The sequence below is a fragment of the Streptomyces sp. NBC_01077 genome (genome assembly GCF_045162855.1).
GTDB lineage: Bacteria > Actinomycetota > Actinomycetes > Streptomycetales > Streptomycetaceae > Streptomyces.
Genome location: NZ_CP108669.1, coordinates 758,257 through 774,034, shown reverse-complemented (window position 1 = coordinate 774,034; position 15,778 = coordinate 758,257). Strand labels below are relative to the sequence as shown.

Below are 15,778 nucleotides of genomic sequence, written 5' to 3'. Positions count from 1 at the left end.
AGCATGGCCGGGTGCTGCGCTTCGAAGTCTCCGTCGAGGACCTGCTGCGCAGCCGTTTCGCACTGTCGCCCGCCATGGACCTCGTCCTCCTGCTGCGCTCGCTCGCCGGCCAAGAGCGGCCGCTGCCGCGAGCCTGGGCCGCCCGGCTCCTGCCGGTCTTTGAACGGCTTCGCCGCGAGACCGATCTGAACGCCGTCCTCGCCCTGCAGACCCCGCAAGGCGGACCGAACTTCGTCGCCCCGCCCCCGCGCGGCTTCAACCAGACCTGGGCAGACGACCTGGCCATGATCCGGGCCACGCCGCTGGAAGCGGCCCGCCACGAATTCGCCACCACCGCGACCGGCCCGTCCGCCCGTGATCCCCGCGTACGCGCAGTGCTGGACTCGACGGACGTCGTCTCCAGGATCGCCGAGGCGATGGACCAGGCGTGGCACGAGCTGCTCGCCGCGGACTGGCCGCAACTGCGCGCGATCTGTGAGCGCGATGTCGTGCACCGGGTGGGGGTGATCGGCGAACACGGCTGGGCCACGACCATCGAGAGCCTGCACCCGGGCATCGCCTGGCGCGCCGGCGGTATCGAGATCGGCTTCTTCCGAGGCGGAACAGTCCGCCTCGCCGGCGACGGGCTACTGCTGATCCCTTCGGTCTTCGTCGGGCAGATCGCCGCCCACCTGGAAGACCCCTGGCCCAGGACCTTGGTCTACCGTGCCCGCGGTACCGCCGCCCTGTGGGGCGAACAGGAGACCGTCCCCCAACCGGACGCGCTGACCGCTCTGGTCGGCCGGTCCCGAGCCCGGCTGCTGCTGGCGCTGGACGCCCCGGCCAGTACCAGCCACCTCGCCCGAAGCCTCGCCATGGCACCCGGCGCGGTAGGAGACCACCTCGCCATCCTGCGAGGCGCGGGGCTGCTCGTCCGCGCCCGGTCCGGACGGTCGGTGCTCTACCGGCGCACCCCGCTCGGCGAGGCGCTGGTCGGCGGTTCGGGCTGAGGGCTTAGATCAGCACTGCTTTTCGAGGCGCCGCCGGCAGACGGTTGCGCAGCCGAGGGTGAGGAAGGCCTGGTGGATATCGGCGCGGATTTCCCAGCAACTCTGTCTTCACGCACCGATGCTGGACTCCTTCGCCGCCTCCGCGCAGGGACCTGCGGGCGATTGTCCGTTCAAGGCCGCTTCCGCGATCGACGGCAGGTCCTGGCCTGCAGGCCCGGCGTTGCGGGCCGGCCGTGCCGACAGCACTCGGGGGCCGGATTTCGCCGTAGGCCCCCTACGGTTAGGCTCAGGATTCGCACCCGCCCCGCCCGCCAGACCGGCCGAGCCACGTCCCCGCCGCCGTCTCGGCGTCGCCCGGCGGCCGCACCACCCGCCGACGCCTCGCATGGGCCTGGTGCGCAGCCGGAAGGGAGTGGTGTGGAGGATCGGTTCGCGGTCTGCTGCGCGCAGTGCTCGGTGTGGTTGTCGGCGGGTCTCTCGGCAAGGCCTCGGCGGAGGCTGGGAAGTGCGGTGCGCGACCTACCAATACCTGAAGGCTCATTCCTGGGCGGCTCGTCCGCCCTCCCAGCTGAGCTTGACCGTCAAGTGGCCGTCGAGGCTGGATTTGGCGATGACGGCACCGGCTTCGGTGCTCAGGCGCACCCCGAACTCCACCTCGATCTTGTCCGGGCATACGGGCGCATCGCGGAACTGGGCGAGGATCGTGGACGAGGCGTCCCGCACACTGCTCAGTGCGGACGCAAGCGAGGTCGCCGCGGACCGGACCACATCCCGCGAGCGGGACACCGGGCTGATCTCAGGGCCGCCCTCCGCGATCTCCACCAACACCTCTCCGCCGTTGTCCAGCGACCAGCGAGCGAGCTCAGCCATGTGATACCTCATCCATGAGTGATGTGCGTGTTTCGTAGGTACGCCCGGCTCAGGGGCACAGGGACCCGTCGTACGCCCCGGAGGGGACCAACTTCTTGATGTTGCGCGAATCGTTGACCTGGGGGCCAAGGAGCGCGCATACGCGGTCGACGCCGGGTGGCTTCCTGATGGCCTCGCGTGGGCCGGCCTCGGCCGCGTCCGCAACCCGCTGGAGGGGGCTCCGCCCGCCGGAGGCCGCCGACACGACGCCCAGCGCCGTGCCGGCGACGAGCATGACCGGGCCGTCCTGGGAGTCACCCAGCGGCATCAGCGTCGACCATGCCCCCGGATAGGAGGAGCCGCCGACGGGCTTTCCCGTGGCCAGCGACCTGATGGACACGCGGCTCCGGCTGGCGGAGATGAAGTCGGTGATGTCGGCGTTGTCGTTGATGGCGTCGAAATCGGGGAGGATGGAGAACCAGGCGGCGGTCCCCGTGGAATTCAGGGCGAGCGTCCCGTCCGCCTCCTCGGGATCGAGACGCGGGACGTACCCCGTCTGCGCGCCGGTGGCGATGTTCCATGCCCTCAGCTCGGCGGGCGCGCCGGGCGCGCCCTTGAGCACCGCGGCGACGGTCCGGCCGTCCAGGCTGGTGATGAAGCTCTGGGTCCGGGTCGGATCGGCCAGCGCGGTGCGGGTGATCCGGTCGGCTTCCACCCTCACCCGGGTCAAGGTGATGTCGGTACGGATCGAGGACTCGTCTGCCTCGGTCTCGCCCAGGATCGCGGACTCGCCGTTCGGACCCAGCCAGAAGTCGAACACCGCGCTCCGCCACGGCAGTACGGCCTTGCGGAGGAGCCTGCCGGTCTTCAGGTCCAGGAGGTACAGGGTGTTGCGCTGGCCCGCGGCGGTCGTGGGCGTCACGCTGTCCGGCAGCACCAGCCCGAGTACCCGGTTGTTCGGATCGATGCTCATGGAGACCCGGCCGACCCGGGGCAGCGGGGGGAACTCCTCACCGAGGACGACCCGATGGGCGACCGTGTCGTAGACGACCAGGCACAACTTGGTAGTGGTGCTCATGATGTCCGGCACGGGGCAGGAGCCGGGGACACCCCGCTTTCCCTCCAGGTCCGGAAAGGGCTGGTCCGGGAATGCGACGTACCGTCCGTCGCGGCTGATCGCCGCATCGCCGGCCATGTCGTTCTCCATGAGCACCCCGTCAAGGGGTTCAGCCGCCAGCCCGCGCCCGGTGTCCCGCCACGGGACGATCTGGCTGTTCGGGGCGCGCGTGACCAGGGTCCGGCCGCCGGCCGCCACCAGATGGGTCAGGTTCTGGAGTACGCTCTGGTCGGCGTACGACAACGTGGGGGGCTTCTGCGCGGTCGGCGTCGGAGCCGGGGATTCGTCGCGTGGTGCCGTGGTCACCGCATCCAGATTCGGCACTATCCGGTCGACGGGGCCCAGCCCGTCGAAGACGTCCGGCAGACCGCTGCCCGGGTGCGTACGGTAGGAGCGCAGACCCAGCTGCATCGCGCCGTAGGAGTCGTAGGCGACCAGCTCCTCTGCCTTGGTGCGCAGGGTCCCCGCGAGGGACTGTGCCACCTGTTCGCTGCGGTGCTGGTAGGTCAGCGTCCCCGCCACCAGTGCGAGGGCCAGGGCGACGGAGACCGCGCCGTTCACCCGCCAGCGGCGCACACGACCGCCCAGGATGTACTCACGCTCCTGGGCCGAGAGATGGGCAGCATGGGTGCGCCCCCACCTGAGGGCGTCCCTCAGCTCAGCACCGGACAGGAGCCGCCTGCCCGGGCGGCCCCGCTCGGACCAGGTGGCCATGCGCTGCCGGAGGTTGTCCTGCCAGAGGCGGAACGCCCGGTGCTCGTCGCAGAGCTCGCGCAGATGCCGCCAGTGCAGCAGGAGCGAGTCGTGCGCCAGCTCGATACCGGCGGCGCCGCTCGGGTCGCCGCCGATCCGGTGCATCACCAGCAGCCGTGAGGTGGCGAGGCGCTGCCCGACAGTCCACTGGCTCTCGTCGCACTCGTCGCGCAACGCGGTGCGGCGTACGGCGAGGTCGCCGTCGGGCAGGGGCCGGACCAGCTGGATGAGGAGCCGGTCGGCGACCTCCCGGGTCGCCGGGTCGATGCCGGCCCAGATCCGGTCCGCGTAGCGGGCGAGGGCCTCTGAGATGCCGCCCAGTTCCTCGTACGCCGCGTGGGTCAGCAGGCCCGCCCGCCGGCGCTGCCACAGTTCGGCGAGAGTGAATTCGAGCAGGGGCAGGGGGTTCGGTGTGTGTGTCAGGTCGTCCAGGATGCGTTCGACCAGCCCGTCGGCGAAAGCGACCGTGCCGACACGTTCCAGCGGCCCGGTCATGACCCGGCGCAGTTCGGCCTCGGTCATCTCGCCCACGGTGACCGGCAGCCACGTCCGGGCGAGATCGGCGGCGGCGCGATCGGTCAGCGCCACCCCCAGGAAGGTGTCGCGCAGGTTCACCAGCACACACAGTCGGGACCCGGCGGACAGGCAGGGCAGCAGAGCGCGGACGAACGCGGAGCGATCGCTGTCCGACGCCGCAAAGACCTCCTCGAACTGATCCACGCACATGACCAGTTGGTCCGCATGGTGCTGCTCCAGCACAGCGGCCACGATGTCGGGCAGCTGTCCGCCGGCCAGCCAGACCTCGGTCGCGGCGACCGACTCCAGCCGGGCCGACGCCGTGATGTCGGGGCGCATCAGCCGGTCGAGGGCGAAGGCCAGCGCGGTCAGCGGGGTGGCGGCGTCGGACGGGCGTAACGCCAGGGTGAGCCGGACGGTGCCTGAGGAGTCGGTGGCACGCAGCCGGGGCACCACGCCTGCGTGCCACAGCGAGGACTTCCCGATGCCCGATCCTCCGATGACGCTGATCAGCGGTGCTCCAGAGCGGATGCGGTCGGCGACCTGGCCGGCCAGCTCCTCGCGCCCGTAGTAAAGATCAGCGTCCTGCTCGGTGAAGGGGCGCAGCGCCCGGTACGGGACGCGCCGCTCGATCACCTCGGCCAGCTCGGGCCACGCCTCCAGCAGCATGTCCACCGGGAGCATGTAACCGATCTTCGTGCCGGCGCCGGTAACCCGGTAGCCGACCATGCCCACGGCGGCGTCCGCGTCGGTGCTCCACACCGGCGCTCCGGAGAAACCGGGAGCAAGCATGGCCTGCCGCGCCGGGTCGCTCTCGATCTCCACCCAGCCCGTGGCGACGGGACCGCCCTGGCGCCCGTGCACCCAGGTGCCGAGCTCCAGACCTCGGGGAAAGCCCACCATGACCAGCGAACCGTCCAACTCCCCGTGCCGCCGGCTCAGGACGAGCGGACGGGCGTCCGTAGGCGGTGGCTCCCGCAACAGCAGCCCGACGACGTCCATCCCTTGCCCCGGCACGGGAGGCCGCCAGGCGACGATGTCGGCGAGCTGCCGTCTGCCGGGAGCCAGCAGCGGGAAATCAAGACTGACCGAGGCCCCCTCGGGTGGGGGCTCGGTGGCGGATAGCCCGAGAACTCCGGCGACCACGTGCGCGGCCGACACCAAGTGCCGGGGGCCGGCAAGAAAGCCGGCTCCGACAGGCTCGTCACCGTCCCAGATCCGGACCAGCCCAGCCTCAAGAGGCACACGCATATCAGACCCCCGTGTACTGACTTCTGCCTCAACGGTACCGGCTGGCATCCCGCGCCCGGGGTGGTACGGCGGAACCCTTCGGACGCCGTACAGGCATATCAGGAGCGGATCGTCCGTACGGCCGAGAATGATGGATCTGCCGCGGACGTCGAGGTGCGTACGAGCGTGGGGCCGCGGTCGTGGATCCAGACCGGCACGCTCGTCCAGGCCGCGACCAGCCGCCCCGTCGAACCCGTCGCCATGATGCCGCCGATCCCGATCCAGCCGAGCGCACCCGCCCGTCCGGTCAGGGTGTGGCCGACTGTGCAGGCCACACTCCCGCAGCCCGTGCCGCGTCCTGAGGGCCCAACGGCCGGAGCTCCTGCGATTCCTCGGCAACCGGGACCGGACGACCGCTCCGATGAACATTTGCTGGACTGGTGGTCGAGCGTCCACTGGTCGTCCGAGTAGCGACCGTGCCGGTAATGCTCGGTCGCCACGAATCTGCGTGACGAGGACGGCGTACCGTCGCACAAGACCTGCGCGGAGACTGTGGGGCCACACCGGCGGCGATCCGTCGGACCCGGCGCGTAGAGCGTGTACGCCGGATCCGTCGGACCCGGCGCGTAGAGCGTGTACGCCGGATCCGTCGGACCCGGCGCGTAGAGCGTGTACGCCGAAGTCGACCGAGTCGTCACCGAACCTGTCAATGCCGCAGCGCGCTGTCGTTCGCCCGGGTCATCGACATCTGGGTTCGGCGGATCAGCCACTGGTGACCGCTACGGGGCGGGGTGTAGTACACGACGGTGGTCTCGCACGTCTCGGCGTACACGGTCAGCGCGTCGGCCTCGGCCTGGTCTGCAGCGAGGCCCCAACGGAGTTTCGTCGCGACCCACTCGCCGACGTACGGCAGTGCGTGTCGGGGGGCGGCGGCATCCACTCGGCCGGGTCGCGGTCTGCCTTCGCTTGGTTGACCCGGTCGGTGACCGCGACGAGAGAAGCGGATGCGTCCTGGTCATCGGCGTAGGCCTCCCGGCGCGCCGGGTTCCAGGCGCTCGCGCCAGCTGGTGGGGGGCGTCATTCGAACCGTGCGGTATTCCTACCTGGCGCTGGTGATTGAGGGGACAGAGCCGGCATCCCTACTGGTGTGGCTGAGGCCGGCCCAGGAGTGCCCTGATGGCATTCCGGTCTGCGGGAAGGTCGAGGTCGTCGAACCACGACGTGACGTGCTGGGTGTATCGCCAGCACACGTCACGGTCGGCGAGAACGCCCAGGTAACGGTGCTGGGCCAGAGTGAGCTTGGCACCCTGGTCATAGCCGGAAGGGAATGCCGCGGCGAGCAGCGGTCCCCAGTCTTCGGCGATGGTGAGGTTGCTGCAGAGCGGTACGGAGGCCATGGCGGCGGCAGGAGTTCCTCGAAGTCGGCAGCGCGTTCGATGGCCGCGGAGAGAAGGGCACGTCGCAGGCGGCCTTCGACGTGTGGCAGCGGGTCCCCGGCCCAAGGGTCGACGGCGCTGGGTTCGGGGAACCAGGAGTCAATGGCTGCAGGGTCGAGCAGCGCGTGGAGGATGGTCTGGGTCGCCCTGGTGTTGCCGGCGCATCCCGGTGACAGAGCAGCGCAGGCACGGATGGCGGGGTCGGGGTCGGCGAGCCAGCAGGTGGTGTCCTCGCCCCAGGCGCCGATGGTCAGAATGGTGCTGGCGCGTTCGCGGCGCCCGGCGCTCACGTCGAGTAGCCGCCGGAGGATCTGGGTGGTTCCGGATATTCGACCGGCGAGTTCGGGTGATTGAAGGAGCGCGGCGGTGGCGCTGAGGGCTGCCTCTCGGACGGTGGGGTCCGGGGCCAGGAGGCGGGCACAGACGGCATCGTGGATCGTGCCGCGGACTGAGCGGACCGCATCCGTGGCGCCCGGATCGTTGCCGTCCTCCTTTTCGGTGGTCTCGCCGTAGGCTGCCGAATCCGCGATCTGGCACAGCCATTCCAGCAAGGCAGCACGCAGTGGCCGAGGCCGGCCATCTCAGGCCGAGTAGTTCTCGTGGTAGGCCAGAGTGCGGGGGCCGTTCAGCACAGCGGCTACGTACAGCGCGGCCGGCGCCGTCGCGCTGTACAAGGACTCCTGGTGCAGGACAGACATGTCCAGCAGCCCCAGCGCTCCCGCTTGAACCTCCGGGTCCTCGTCCAACAGTTGAACCAGGCGCAGCGGCGTGTCATGCGCCGACCCGTATGCATGCTCGAGCGCAGCCCAGTCGATGCTCTCGATCACGGAACGCGGATCAGGCAGTCGGCCAACCTCGGCCTGACCGGAGATCGGGTACTCATCCTGGGTCGTCATGCGGAAAGCATCCCCCCTGCCACTGACACGGTTCGAGTCGTACTCGGGGAGGGGGCAGAGCTTGCCGGCCGCATCGGCGGGCGTCAGCCAGCCCCCAGGCCGCGCCCAGTCGCCGACTGGTGGACGACGCGGTCACAAAGCCGGTGACCACTTCCGGGGCGCTTGATCAGCTGTCCGTAGGCCGCGATATCTTCCTGGCGCGGCACGTCGAGACTCTTCTCCGTGCCGTGTAGGGAGGGAATCTATGCGCAACACTCTGCCTCAGCGCGCGGCCGCGTTGGCCACGACGCTGGGGCTCACATCGCTGGGTCTGCTCGCGGCGGGCGCGACGCCCGCGCAGGCGGCGATCAGCGACTGCCCCACGGGCTACTTCTGTGCCTGGGCAAACAGCGACGGTACGGGCTCGATGTTCAAGACGAGGACGAGCGTGTCCACGCTGGGGAGCTGGGACAACAAGATCCGGATGCGATACAACCGCACCGGCTTGAACGTCTGCATGTATGACCAGCAGAACTACGGACTCGCGGGCGGGTACTCATGGGATACCCCCTCTCAGGACTATCCGACCACCGGCGGTAGCGCTGAGACCAGCTCTATCAAGATCGTGCCCACGCTGCGCGAGTGCGAGTCGGAGCCGTATCCCTACTGGGAGACGGCGACGTCGCCGAAGGCGGGCGGGTTCGGCGACATGAACGGCGACCGGCGGGCAGACGCCGTACTGCGCGACGAGGCCGGGCGCCTGTGGTTCATGCCCGGCAACGGCACCGGGCGTCTTATCGGCTCCGGCGGCTGGAACGCCATGAACGCCCTCGTGCGGCACGGTGACTTCAGTCGCGACGGCCGCGAGGACGTGATCGTCCGTGAGAAGGCCTCCGGCAAGCTGTGGCTGTACCCGGGCACCGGCAGCGGGGGCCTCGGCGCGCGCAAGCTCATCGGCACCGGCGGCTGGAACACCATGGGCCTGCTCGCCGCGTTCGGCGACCTGTCCGGCGACGGCCGCTCCGACCTTCTCGGCGTGGAGAAGGCCTCCGGCAAGCTGTGGCTGTACCCGGGCACCAGCAGCGGGGGCCTCGGCGCGCGCAAGCTCATCGGCACCGGCGGCTGGAACGGCATGAACGCCCTCGTCGGCGCTGGTGACATGACCGGCGACGGCCGGGCCGACCTCGTTGCCCGGGAGAAGGCCACAGGGAAGCTGTGGCTCTACCCCGGCACCTCGACCCGGACTCTCGGCACCCGCAAGCTCATCGGCACCGGCGGCTGGAACTCCATGGACCACATCCTCGGCGTCGGCGACACCTCCGGCGACGGACGACCCGACCTGGAAGCGTCCGACGGCTTCTCGCTCTACCAGTACCAAGGACTCGCCACCGGCGGCCTGCGCAAGGTCGACAACTACAACGGATCTTGGTGGGCTCTGAAAGGCGCCACCGCCTTCTGATCCGCCCGTGAAACGGCTTGGCCGCCCCGTGCGACCTGCTTGGGACCGGCCTGGCTCTGATCGGACATGTGCCCGGGCAGACCGCACCCGCGGACTGCCCGGGCACAGCCGTCACGGTGCCGCGGTGTGGGTGACGACGGTGGTCTCGCACGCTTCCGCATACACCTCCAGGGCCTCCAGCTCGGGCTGGTCGACCGTGAGGCGGGCCGAGCCCGCGGGGAGGTGCCGCCCTACATCCTGGCTGAGCTCCTGGGCGCGACCGACCGGCGGCACGCCGACTTACTGATCGTTTTGAATGAAGTGCTTGGCCAGAGAGTTACGCGCTGCGAAGATGCGAACTCGACTGGACGGTGGGGGACGGGGGCACCAGATGACGCGGTGGCAGCTCTTGCGGGGAGATGTCCTGGTCGGTGAGCTCAGTGAGTACGGCTGTGATCAGCCGTTCTTCCTGGCGCGCTTCACCCCGGGACCGGGCTGGGAGAGCGTGAGGTCGTTGTTCGAGGCATGGGCGGCCTACAGGGGCCCTGACCCAGATGGGTTCAGGTTCGTCGCCCTGGCCAAGCCGTTGCAGGATTTGGGGCTCACGCTGGCTCCGGTTGACGGCCGGCAGCCTCCGTTGCAGCTCCTCAAGGACTGCATGGTGCGTATCAACGGGCCTGAGGCCCGTCTCCGCTACTGGCACAGCGATTGACCGTCCTCTGGAGCCGGCGCAGACATATCAGGCTGCAGGCCAGTTCAAGCAGGCTCCGGTGGAGATCGGCGCGTCGTTCGTAGCGGGTTCGGAGGCGTTTGAACTGGTGCAGCCAGGCGAAGGTGCGCGCGACCACCCAGCGCACCTTGCCCAGTCCGGAGCCGTGGGCGACGCCGCGTCGCGCGATCACGGGTTTGATGCCACGCTTCCACAACAGGCGGCGGTACTTGTCGAAGTCATAGCCCCGGTCGGCGTACAGGCGCCGGGGCTTGCGGCGCGGAGGCCCTCGTAGTCCCCGGATCGATGGGATGGCGTCCAGTAGCGGCATGAGCTGGGTGACGTCGTGCCGGTTGCCACCGGTGAGGGTGACGGCAAGTGGGGTTCCATGACGGTCGACGATCAGGTGGTGCTTCGAGCCTGGCCGCGCGCGGTCCACGGGTGAGGGGCCGACGTGATCCCCCCCTGAGAGCTCGGACGTGTGACCCGTCCACGGAGCAGTCGTCCAGGTCCATCAAGCCGGCACGGCGCAGCTCGACCAGCAAGGCCGCGTGCAGACGGCCAGACGCCGGCCTCGGTCCAGTCCCGCAGTCGGCGCCAGGCCTTCGCACCGGAGCAGCCCACCGTCTCCGCCGGGACGTCACGCCACGCGACACCAGTCCGCAGCACGTACATGACGCCAGCGAGTGCCACCCGGTCTGGAACACGCAGCCGCCCGGGGTGGCGACGGCGTCGCTCGGGAGCAGGCGGCAGCAGTGGGGCCAGCCGCTCCCACAGAGCGGCATGGACAAGATCAACACGCACCCTGGACACCCTGCTGACCAACATCGCCAAGCACAAGACCTGCAGCTCAATCCATTCTGAAACGATCAGTTAGCCCCGGCCCGGGACCTCCGCTGCCTTCGGCAAGCCCGGGCCGCGTTCCCCGCTACGGGGCGGGGGTGTAGTGGACGACGGTGGTCTCGCAGGCCTCCGCGTTCACCGTCAGCGCGTCCGCCTCCGCCTGGTCGGCGGCCAGGCCCCAGCGCAGCTTCGTCGTGGTCCACTCGCCGATGTAGCGGCAGTGGGCGTCGGGCAGCGGCGGCATCCACTCGGCCGGGTCCCGGTCCGCCTTCGCCCTGTTCGAAGCGCGTGAGTTCGCAGAATCCTGGAGCCGGGCCGCCAAGAACCCGCGCGTTGGCTCCGCTTCTGGGGAGGCTGGCGTCCGGGTTCCGGCCCGCACCGCGGCTGTACGACTTACTTCTCCCGGGCTCTGCTCGGCTCAGGTATCGACAGGCGCGAGGTCGAGGGTTGCCGGGTCGAAGCCGACCTCGGTCAGGACGGTGGCGGCCACTCCGCGGCCAACCCGGGCAAGGCCGATCAGCAGATCCTCGCAGTCGATGCGGTCAGATCCGTGCTGCTCTGACCGTGCCTCCGCGATGTCGATGGCCTTACGGGAGTGAGGGGTCCAGGCGATCCGTTCGGCCGCCTGGGAAGCTCCCATGTTCAGCCGGTTTCCAACGGATTGGTGGACCGCCTCCGGTGACACGCCGACGGTCTGCAGGAGTCGGGTGGCGCTGTTGTCCTCTGCGGTCAGTCCCCAGAGCAGGTGCTCGGTGCCGATGTCGTTGTTGCGGTGGTGCACTGCTGCCCGCTTGACGTGGACCATCGCCTGGCGGAGGTCGTCGGTCGTCATCTCGGGGCTGTAGCGCTTGTGAGGTGCATGGAAGCGTTGCTGGACCGCCTGCCGGGTCACACCCAGGGCGGTGCCGATGTCTGTCCACGAGTTGCCGTGCATCCGGCAGCGCTCGACGTAGTCCTCCACCAGGTCGTCTGCCAGTGCCTGCAGTTGGCCGGCGAGTTGGGCGGCGGCCGTCAGCAGGGCGATCCAGTCGGGCTGTTCCTGTCCGCCGGGGCGGTGTGCGGTGTCGCATCTCCGGTCGACTTCCGGGCGACTTCCGGGCGTTCACGAGTGTGTCTGACCAGGCGCTACTCGCCCCTGTGAAGATCTTTTCCCGTGGGGCGAGTGATCGTTCCCCAACAAACTGCAGTCAGTCGACGCACTCGGCCAGGAACCTCGCTCCGGCTTACCCGATGAGGCCGAGCGGATGGCGATACGCCGAGGCGAAGGGCTCGACGTTGTCACCTTCGTTGGCGCATTGGGACCTCACATCGTATGGCCCTTCGGCCGTATGGCATTTTCTTGCGTACGGCGCATGCAGTACCGCAGCCGGATCATTCGCTGACGCCCCTCGATCCCACGCAAGGACGGCCGAGATGATACATGGACCAGACCTGCCCGAAGGCGCGCGCCGGGTTCCTTACGAGTCCCCGGGCCTGCCGGATCATCGGAGCCCGCTGCGGTTCCTGTGGTGGCTGACGACAAGTCAGTACAGGCGGGTACTGCTCGGCACCCTATGGGGCAGTACGTGGATGTGTGCGCTCATGCTTCCGCCGTACCTGTTGTCGAAGACGATCGACGAGGGGCTCAAGGCGCGGGACACCGGGATGCTGCTCCTCTGGATCGGAGCCGTGGTCGTCACCGGGGCCGGGACAGCGATCCTCGGCATCCTGCGGCACCGCACCATGACGCGCATCCGTGTGGACGCGGCCTACCGGACGGTCCAGGTCGTCACGCGCCACGTCACCCGGCTGGGGTCGGCGCTGCCCCGACAGGTGTCTGCGGGTGAGCTCACACACCTCCAAGTCGGCGACATCAGCAGGATCGCCCAGACGCTGACCATCACCGGACCCGGCGTAGGTGCGGTCATCGCGTATGCCGCAACTGCAGTCCTGCTGGTCCGGATCTCGGCCGTCATCGCCGTGGTGGTCCTTCTCGGCGCCCCGGCCCTGGCCCTGACCGTCGGCCCTTTGCTGGGAAAGCTGCACGGCGCCGAAAGCCGCTACCGGGAGGACCAGGGTGCTCTGACCTCTCTCGCCGGCGACATGGTGGCCGGCCTGAGCGTCCTCAACGGGATCGGCGGCAAGCCCCTGTTCGCCGGGCGGTACCGGGAACGCTCCCAGGCTCTGGTCCCCCTCGGATACCGCGTCGCTGCCATCACCAGCTGGGTCCAGGCACTCACCGCGTGCCTGCCCATGGCCTTCCTTGCCGTGGTGACGTGGATCAGCGCGCGGATGGCGGCCAGTGGAGCCATCACCGTAGGTGAGCTGGTGGCGGTCTACGGATATGTTGCCGCTCTGTTGGTACCCGTCTCATCCTTGATCGAAGGGGCGGATGACCTGCCGCGCGGGCTCGTCTCCGCACGGAGGGTGGTCGACATCCTGGCGCTCGCGCCGGCTCCCGAGGAGCACCGGACCCGGCTCGCCCCCCCAGCCGCTCCCGGCCTGCTGCACGACCCTGTATCGGGCCTGGTGGTGGCCCCGGGGAAAGTGACGGCTCTGGTCGGTGCCCGTCCCGACGAGCCGCGCGCCGTGGTGGACCGGCTGGCCGGCTACACGGACTCCGAGGCCTCCTGGGGGGACCTCAAGCTGTCCGACTGGGACCGCACGGCTCTCAGGCGGCACATTCTGCTCACGGACAACGATGCCTATATGTTCCCGGGCCCCCTGCGTTCCGTCGTCTCCGGCAGCACCGGCCGCTGCGACGAGGACATCCGGCGGGCGCTGCACGCCGCCGCAGCGGAGGACATCATCGACGCGCTCCCCGACAGGCTCGACACCCGCCTGGAGAATCAGGCCCGCAACGTCTCGGGAGGACAGCGCCAGCGGCTGCAGCTGACGCGGGCCCTGCTCGCGGATCCGGCAGTGCTCCTGCTCGTAGAACCGACGTCGGCATTGGACGCGCACACGGAGGCGACCGTTGCCGCCCGGGTGGCAGCGCACCGGCACGGGCGGACCACCCTCGTCGTCAGCACATCGCCGCTCGTGCTCGGCCAGGCCGACGACGTCGCCTACCTCGTGAACGGAAAGGTGCAGGCGACCGGTACGCACGGAGAGCTCCTCGCCGACCAGCCGGGATACGCGGCACTGGTGTTCCGCGGCAGCACCGAGATCCCTGGCGAAGCCGCCGTGGCACAGCCCGTGGAAGGACAGTCCCGATGAGCAGGTCCAACAAGACGCCCCGCCTGCCGATCGCCGATGCCAGGACGGTTCGCCAGGCCGGCTGGCAGCTGTTGAGGGACGACTCGGGCGCCGTCTGCGCGATGCTGCTGCTGACGTGCCTTGCCGCGCTTGCCGGCGCGGCCGGTCCCTGGCTCCTCGGCCGCATAGTGACCAGGGTCGAGTCCGGTGACCTGTCCGTCTCCGCAGTCGACGGACTGGCCGCGGCGGTGCTGGGCTTCTCGGCGGCCCGATTGGTGTTGTCGCGCTATGCGCGAGCTCTCTCCCATCGCTTCGGCGAGCGCGCGCTCGCCAGGCTCCGCGAGGAGGTCGTCGACCGCACCCTCTCGCTGCCGGGGCGTGTCGCGGACGAGGCGAGCACCGGTGATCTGGTCACCCGTACCACCCTGGACGTCTCGACCGTCGCGGCCACGCTGCGCAATGCGGCTCCGGACATGTTCATCTCCGGCATCCAGGTCGTGTTCATCTTCGCCGCGGTCTTCCTCCTCGACCCGCTGCTCGGTCTCTGCTCGGTCGTGGGACTGCCACTCGTGTGGGGCGTGAGCCGCTGGTACCTCGCGCGCTCCCGCGACGCCTACCTCGCCGAGGGAGCGGCCGCCGGCGATGTCTCCGAGATCCTCAACTCCACCGCGCACGGCGCCCGTACCGTCGAGGCCTACGGGCTGCGCGAACTGCAGAACAGCACCCTCGACAAGGCCATCGACACCACCTACCGCGCCGGCATGCGCACCCTCTCCCTACGGACGGTGCTGTTCCCGGTCACCGAGTTCGCGCACACGCTGCCCATGGCGCTCATCCTGCTCGTGGGCGGGTTCGGCTACCTCAACGGCGCGATCTCCCTGGGAGTCGTAGTGGCGGGCAGCCTGTACATGTGGCAGCTGGTCGACCCGCTCAACCAGATGCTCATCTGGGTCGAACAACTGCAGCGCAGCGGCGCCTCGTTCGCCCGCATCAAGGGTGTCGGGCTGGTGTCGCACACAGCTGACGCTCCTGTGTCGGCCCCTGTGGACGACCTCATCGAGGTCAAGGGCGTGGGGTATTCCTACGTCCCCGGGCACGAGATCCTCAAGGACGTAGAGCTGCTGGTCCGTCCCGGTGAACGGCTGGCGGTGGTCGGCCGGTCAGGAGCCGGCAAGTCCACCCTCGGCAAGTTGCTGTCCGGTGTGGACGTCCCTGACACCGGCCACGTCCTGGTCGGCGGCGTGCCCGTCGCCGACCAGGCCGCGGCGGGCGAACTGGGCAACCGCATCGTCCTCATCACGCAACAGCACCACGTGTTCATGGGCACCCTTCGCGACAACATGACCATGGCCGCGCCCGAAGCCGACGACGAGGCCGTCCTCGCGGCCCTGAGGTCAGTGGAAGCGGACTGGGTGGCCGAACTGCCGGAGGGCCTGGACACCCCGCTGGGCTCAGGCGGAGTCGAACTGGAGGCCGCCCAGGCACAGCAGCTCACCCTGGCCAGGGTGCATCTGGCGGACCCGCACACCCTGATCCTGGACGAGGCCACGTCGCTGCTCGACCCGACGACGGCCCGGCAGGCGGAGCGGGCAGTGGCCGCCGTCCGGTCGGACCGCACCGTCATCGCCATCGCCCACCGGCTGCAGACCGCACACGACGCCGATCGCATCGCCGTCATGGAGTCCGGCCGCATCGTCGAGCTGGGCACCCACGACGAGTTGGTCGGCGCGGGCGGACCGTACTCGGATCTGTGGCGGTCGTGGAACGGCGAAAGCTGAGTCTTCGGCACGGCGTACGCCCCTGGGAGTCCGCTCCCCGGGGGCGTACCCGCTTCTGCTCCCCGCCT

12 protein-coding genes and 2 pseudogenes are annotated in these 15,778 nt (G+C 69.6%); 4 read left to right on the top strand and 10 right to left on the bottom strand.

The genetic code is table 11. The features are described from left to right. Positions 1-11: 11 nt before the first annotated feature. A complete protein-coding gene (locus OG462_RS03560) occupies positions 12-989 on the top strand; it encodes an ArsR/SmtB family transcription factor (protein WP_406054338.1) in 978 nt (325 codons plus the stop codon). A gap of 537 nt (positions 990-1,526) precedes the next feature. On the opposite strand, the gene OG462_RS03555 is transcribed toward OG462_RS03560, so the two are convergent. The 6 genes and pseudogenes from OG462_RS03555 to OG462_RS03530 form a co-directional block, all read right to left on the bottom strand. Next, positions 1,527-1,859: a CU044_2847 family protein gene (locus OG462_RS03555; RefSeq protein ID WP_406054336.1), complete on the bottom strand. Its 333-nt coding sequence runs from the start codon at positions 1,857-1,859 to the stop codon at positions 1,527-1,529. A gap of 49 nt (positions 1,860-1,908) precedes the next feature. Next, on the bottom strand, positions 1,909-5,475 hold the full coding sequence (locus OG462_RS03550; RefSeq protein ID WP_406054334.1) for a trypsin-like peptidase domain-containing protein: 3,567 nt from the start codon (positions 5,473-5,475) through the stop codon (positions 1,909-1,911). A gap of 98 nt (positions 5,476-5,573) precedes the next feature. Next, positions 5,574-5,789, bottom strand: coding sequence for a hypothetical protein (locus tag OG462_RS03545; RefSeq protein ID WP_406054332.1), 216 nt, complete (start codon positions 5,787-5,789; stop codon positions 5,574-5,576). A gap of 452 nt (positions 5,790-6,241) precedes the next feature. Next, a pseudogene (locus tag OG462_RS03540) lies at positions 6,242-6,519 on the bottom strand (HNH endonuclease); the annotation flags it as partial. Between the two features lie 74 nt (positions 6,520-6,593). Next, positions 6,594-6,851 (bottom strand): hypothetical protein, encoded by a 258-nt coding sequence (locus OG462_RS03535; RefSeq protein WP_406054330.1) that lies wholly within the window; start codon positions 6,849-6,851, stop codon positions 6,594-6,596. A 620-nt stretch (positions 6,852-7,471) separates the two neighbouring features. After that, positions 7,472-7,786 carry a hypothetical protein gene (locus OG462_RS03530; protein WP_406054328.1) on the bottom strand — a complete coding sequence of 105 codons (315 nt, stop codon included), beginning with the start codon at positions 7,784-7,786 and terminating at the stop codon, positions 7,472-7,474. A gap of 244 nt (positions 7,787-8,030) precedes the next feature. Between OG462_RS03530 and OG462_RS03525 the strand changes: the two genes are divergently transcribed. After that, a complete protein-coding gene (locus OG462_RS03525) occupies positions 8,031-9,224 on the top strand; it encodes an FG-GAP-like repeat-containing protein (RefSeq protein ID WP_406054326.1) in 1,194 nt (397 codons plus the stop codon). Between the two features lie 111 nt (positions 9,225-9,335). On the opposite strand, the gene OG462_RS03520 is transcribed toward OG462_RS03525, so the two are convergent. From OG462_RS03520 to OG462_RS03505, 4 genes and pseudogenes are all read right to left on the bottom strand, one after another. Further along, entirely contained in the window at positions 9,336-9,497 is a 162-nt protein-coding gene (locus OG462_RS03520; RefSeq protein WP_406054324.1) for a hypothetical protein, read from the bottom strand. A gap of 374 nt (positions 9,498-9,871) precedes the next feature. Then, a pseudogene (locus OG462_RS03515) lies at positions 9,872-10,740 on the bottom strand (IS5 family transposase). Positions 10,741-10,840: 100 nt separating this feature from the next. After that, complete coding sequence (locus OG462_RS03510) at positions 10,841-10,999, bottom strand: hypothetical protein (protein ID WP_406054322.1); 159 nt, start codon at positions 10,997-10,999, stop codon at positions 10,841-10,843. A 174-nt stretch (positions 11,000-11,173) separates the two neighbouring features. After that, positions 11,174-11,716 carry a Clp protease N-terminal domain-containing protein gene (locus tag OG462_RS03505; RefSeq protein ID WP_406054320.1) on the bottom strand — a complete coding sequence of 181 codons (543 nt, stop codon included), beginning with the start codon at positions 11,714-11,716 and terminating at the stop codon, positions 11,174-11,176. A 620-nt stretch (positions 11,717-12,336) separates the two neighbouring features. Between OG462_RS03505 and OG462_RS03500 the strand changes: the two genes are divergently transcribed. After that, positions 12,337-13,953, top strand: coding sequence for an ABC transporter transmembrane domain-containing protein (locus OG462_RS03500; RefSeq protein ID WP_406054318.1), 1,617 nt, complete (start codon positions 12,337-12,339; stop codon positions 13,951-13,953). Further along, a complete protein-coding gene (locus tag OG462_RS03495; RefSeq protein WP_406054316.1) occupies positions 13,950-15,710 on the top strand; it encodes an ABC transporter ATP-binding protein in 1,761 nt (586 codons plus the stop codon). The genes OG462_RS03500 and OG462_RS03495 overlap by 4 nt, the downstream gene beginning before the upstream one ends. The last annotated feature ends 68 nt before the right edge of the window (positions 15,711-15,778 follow it).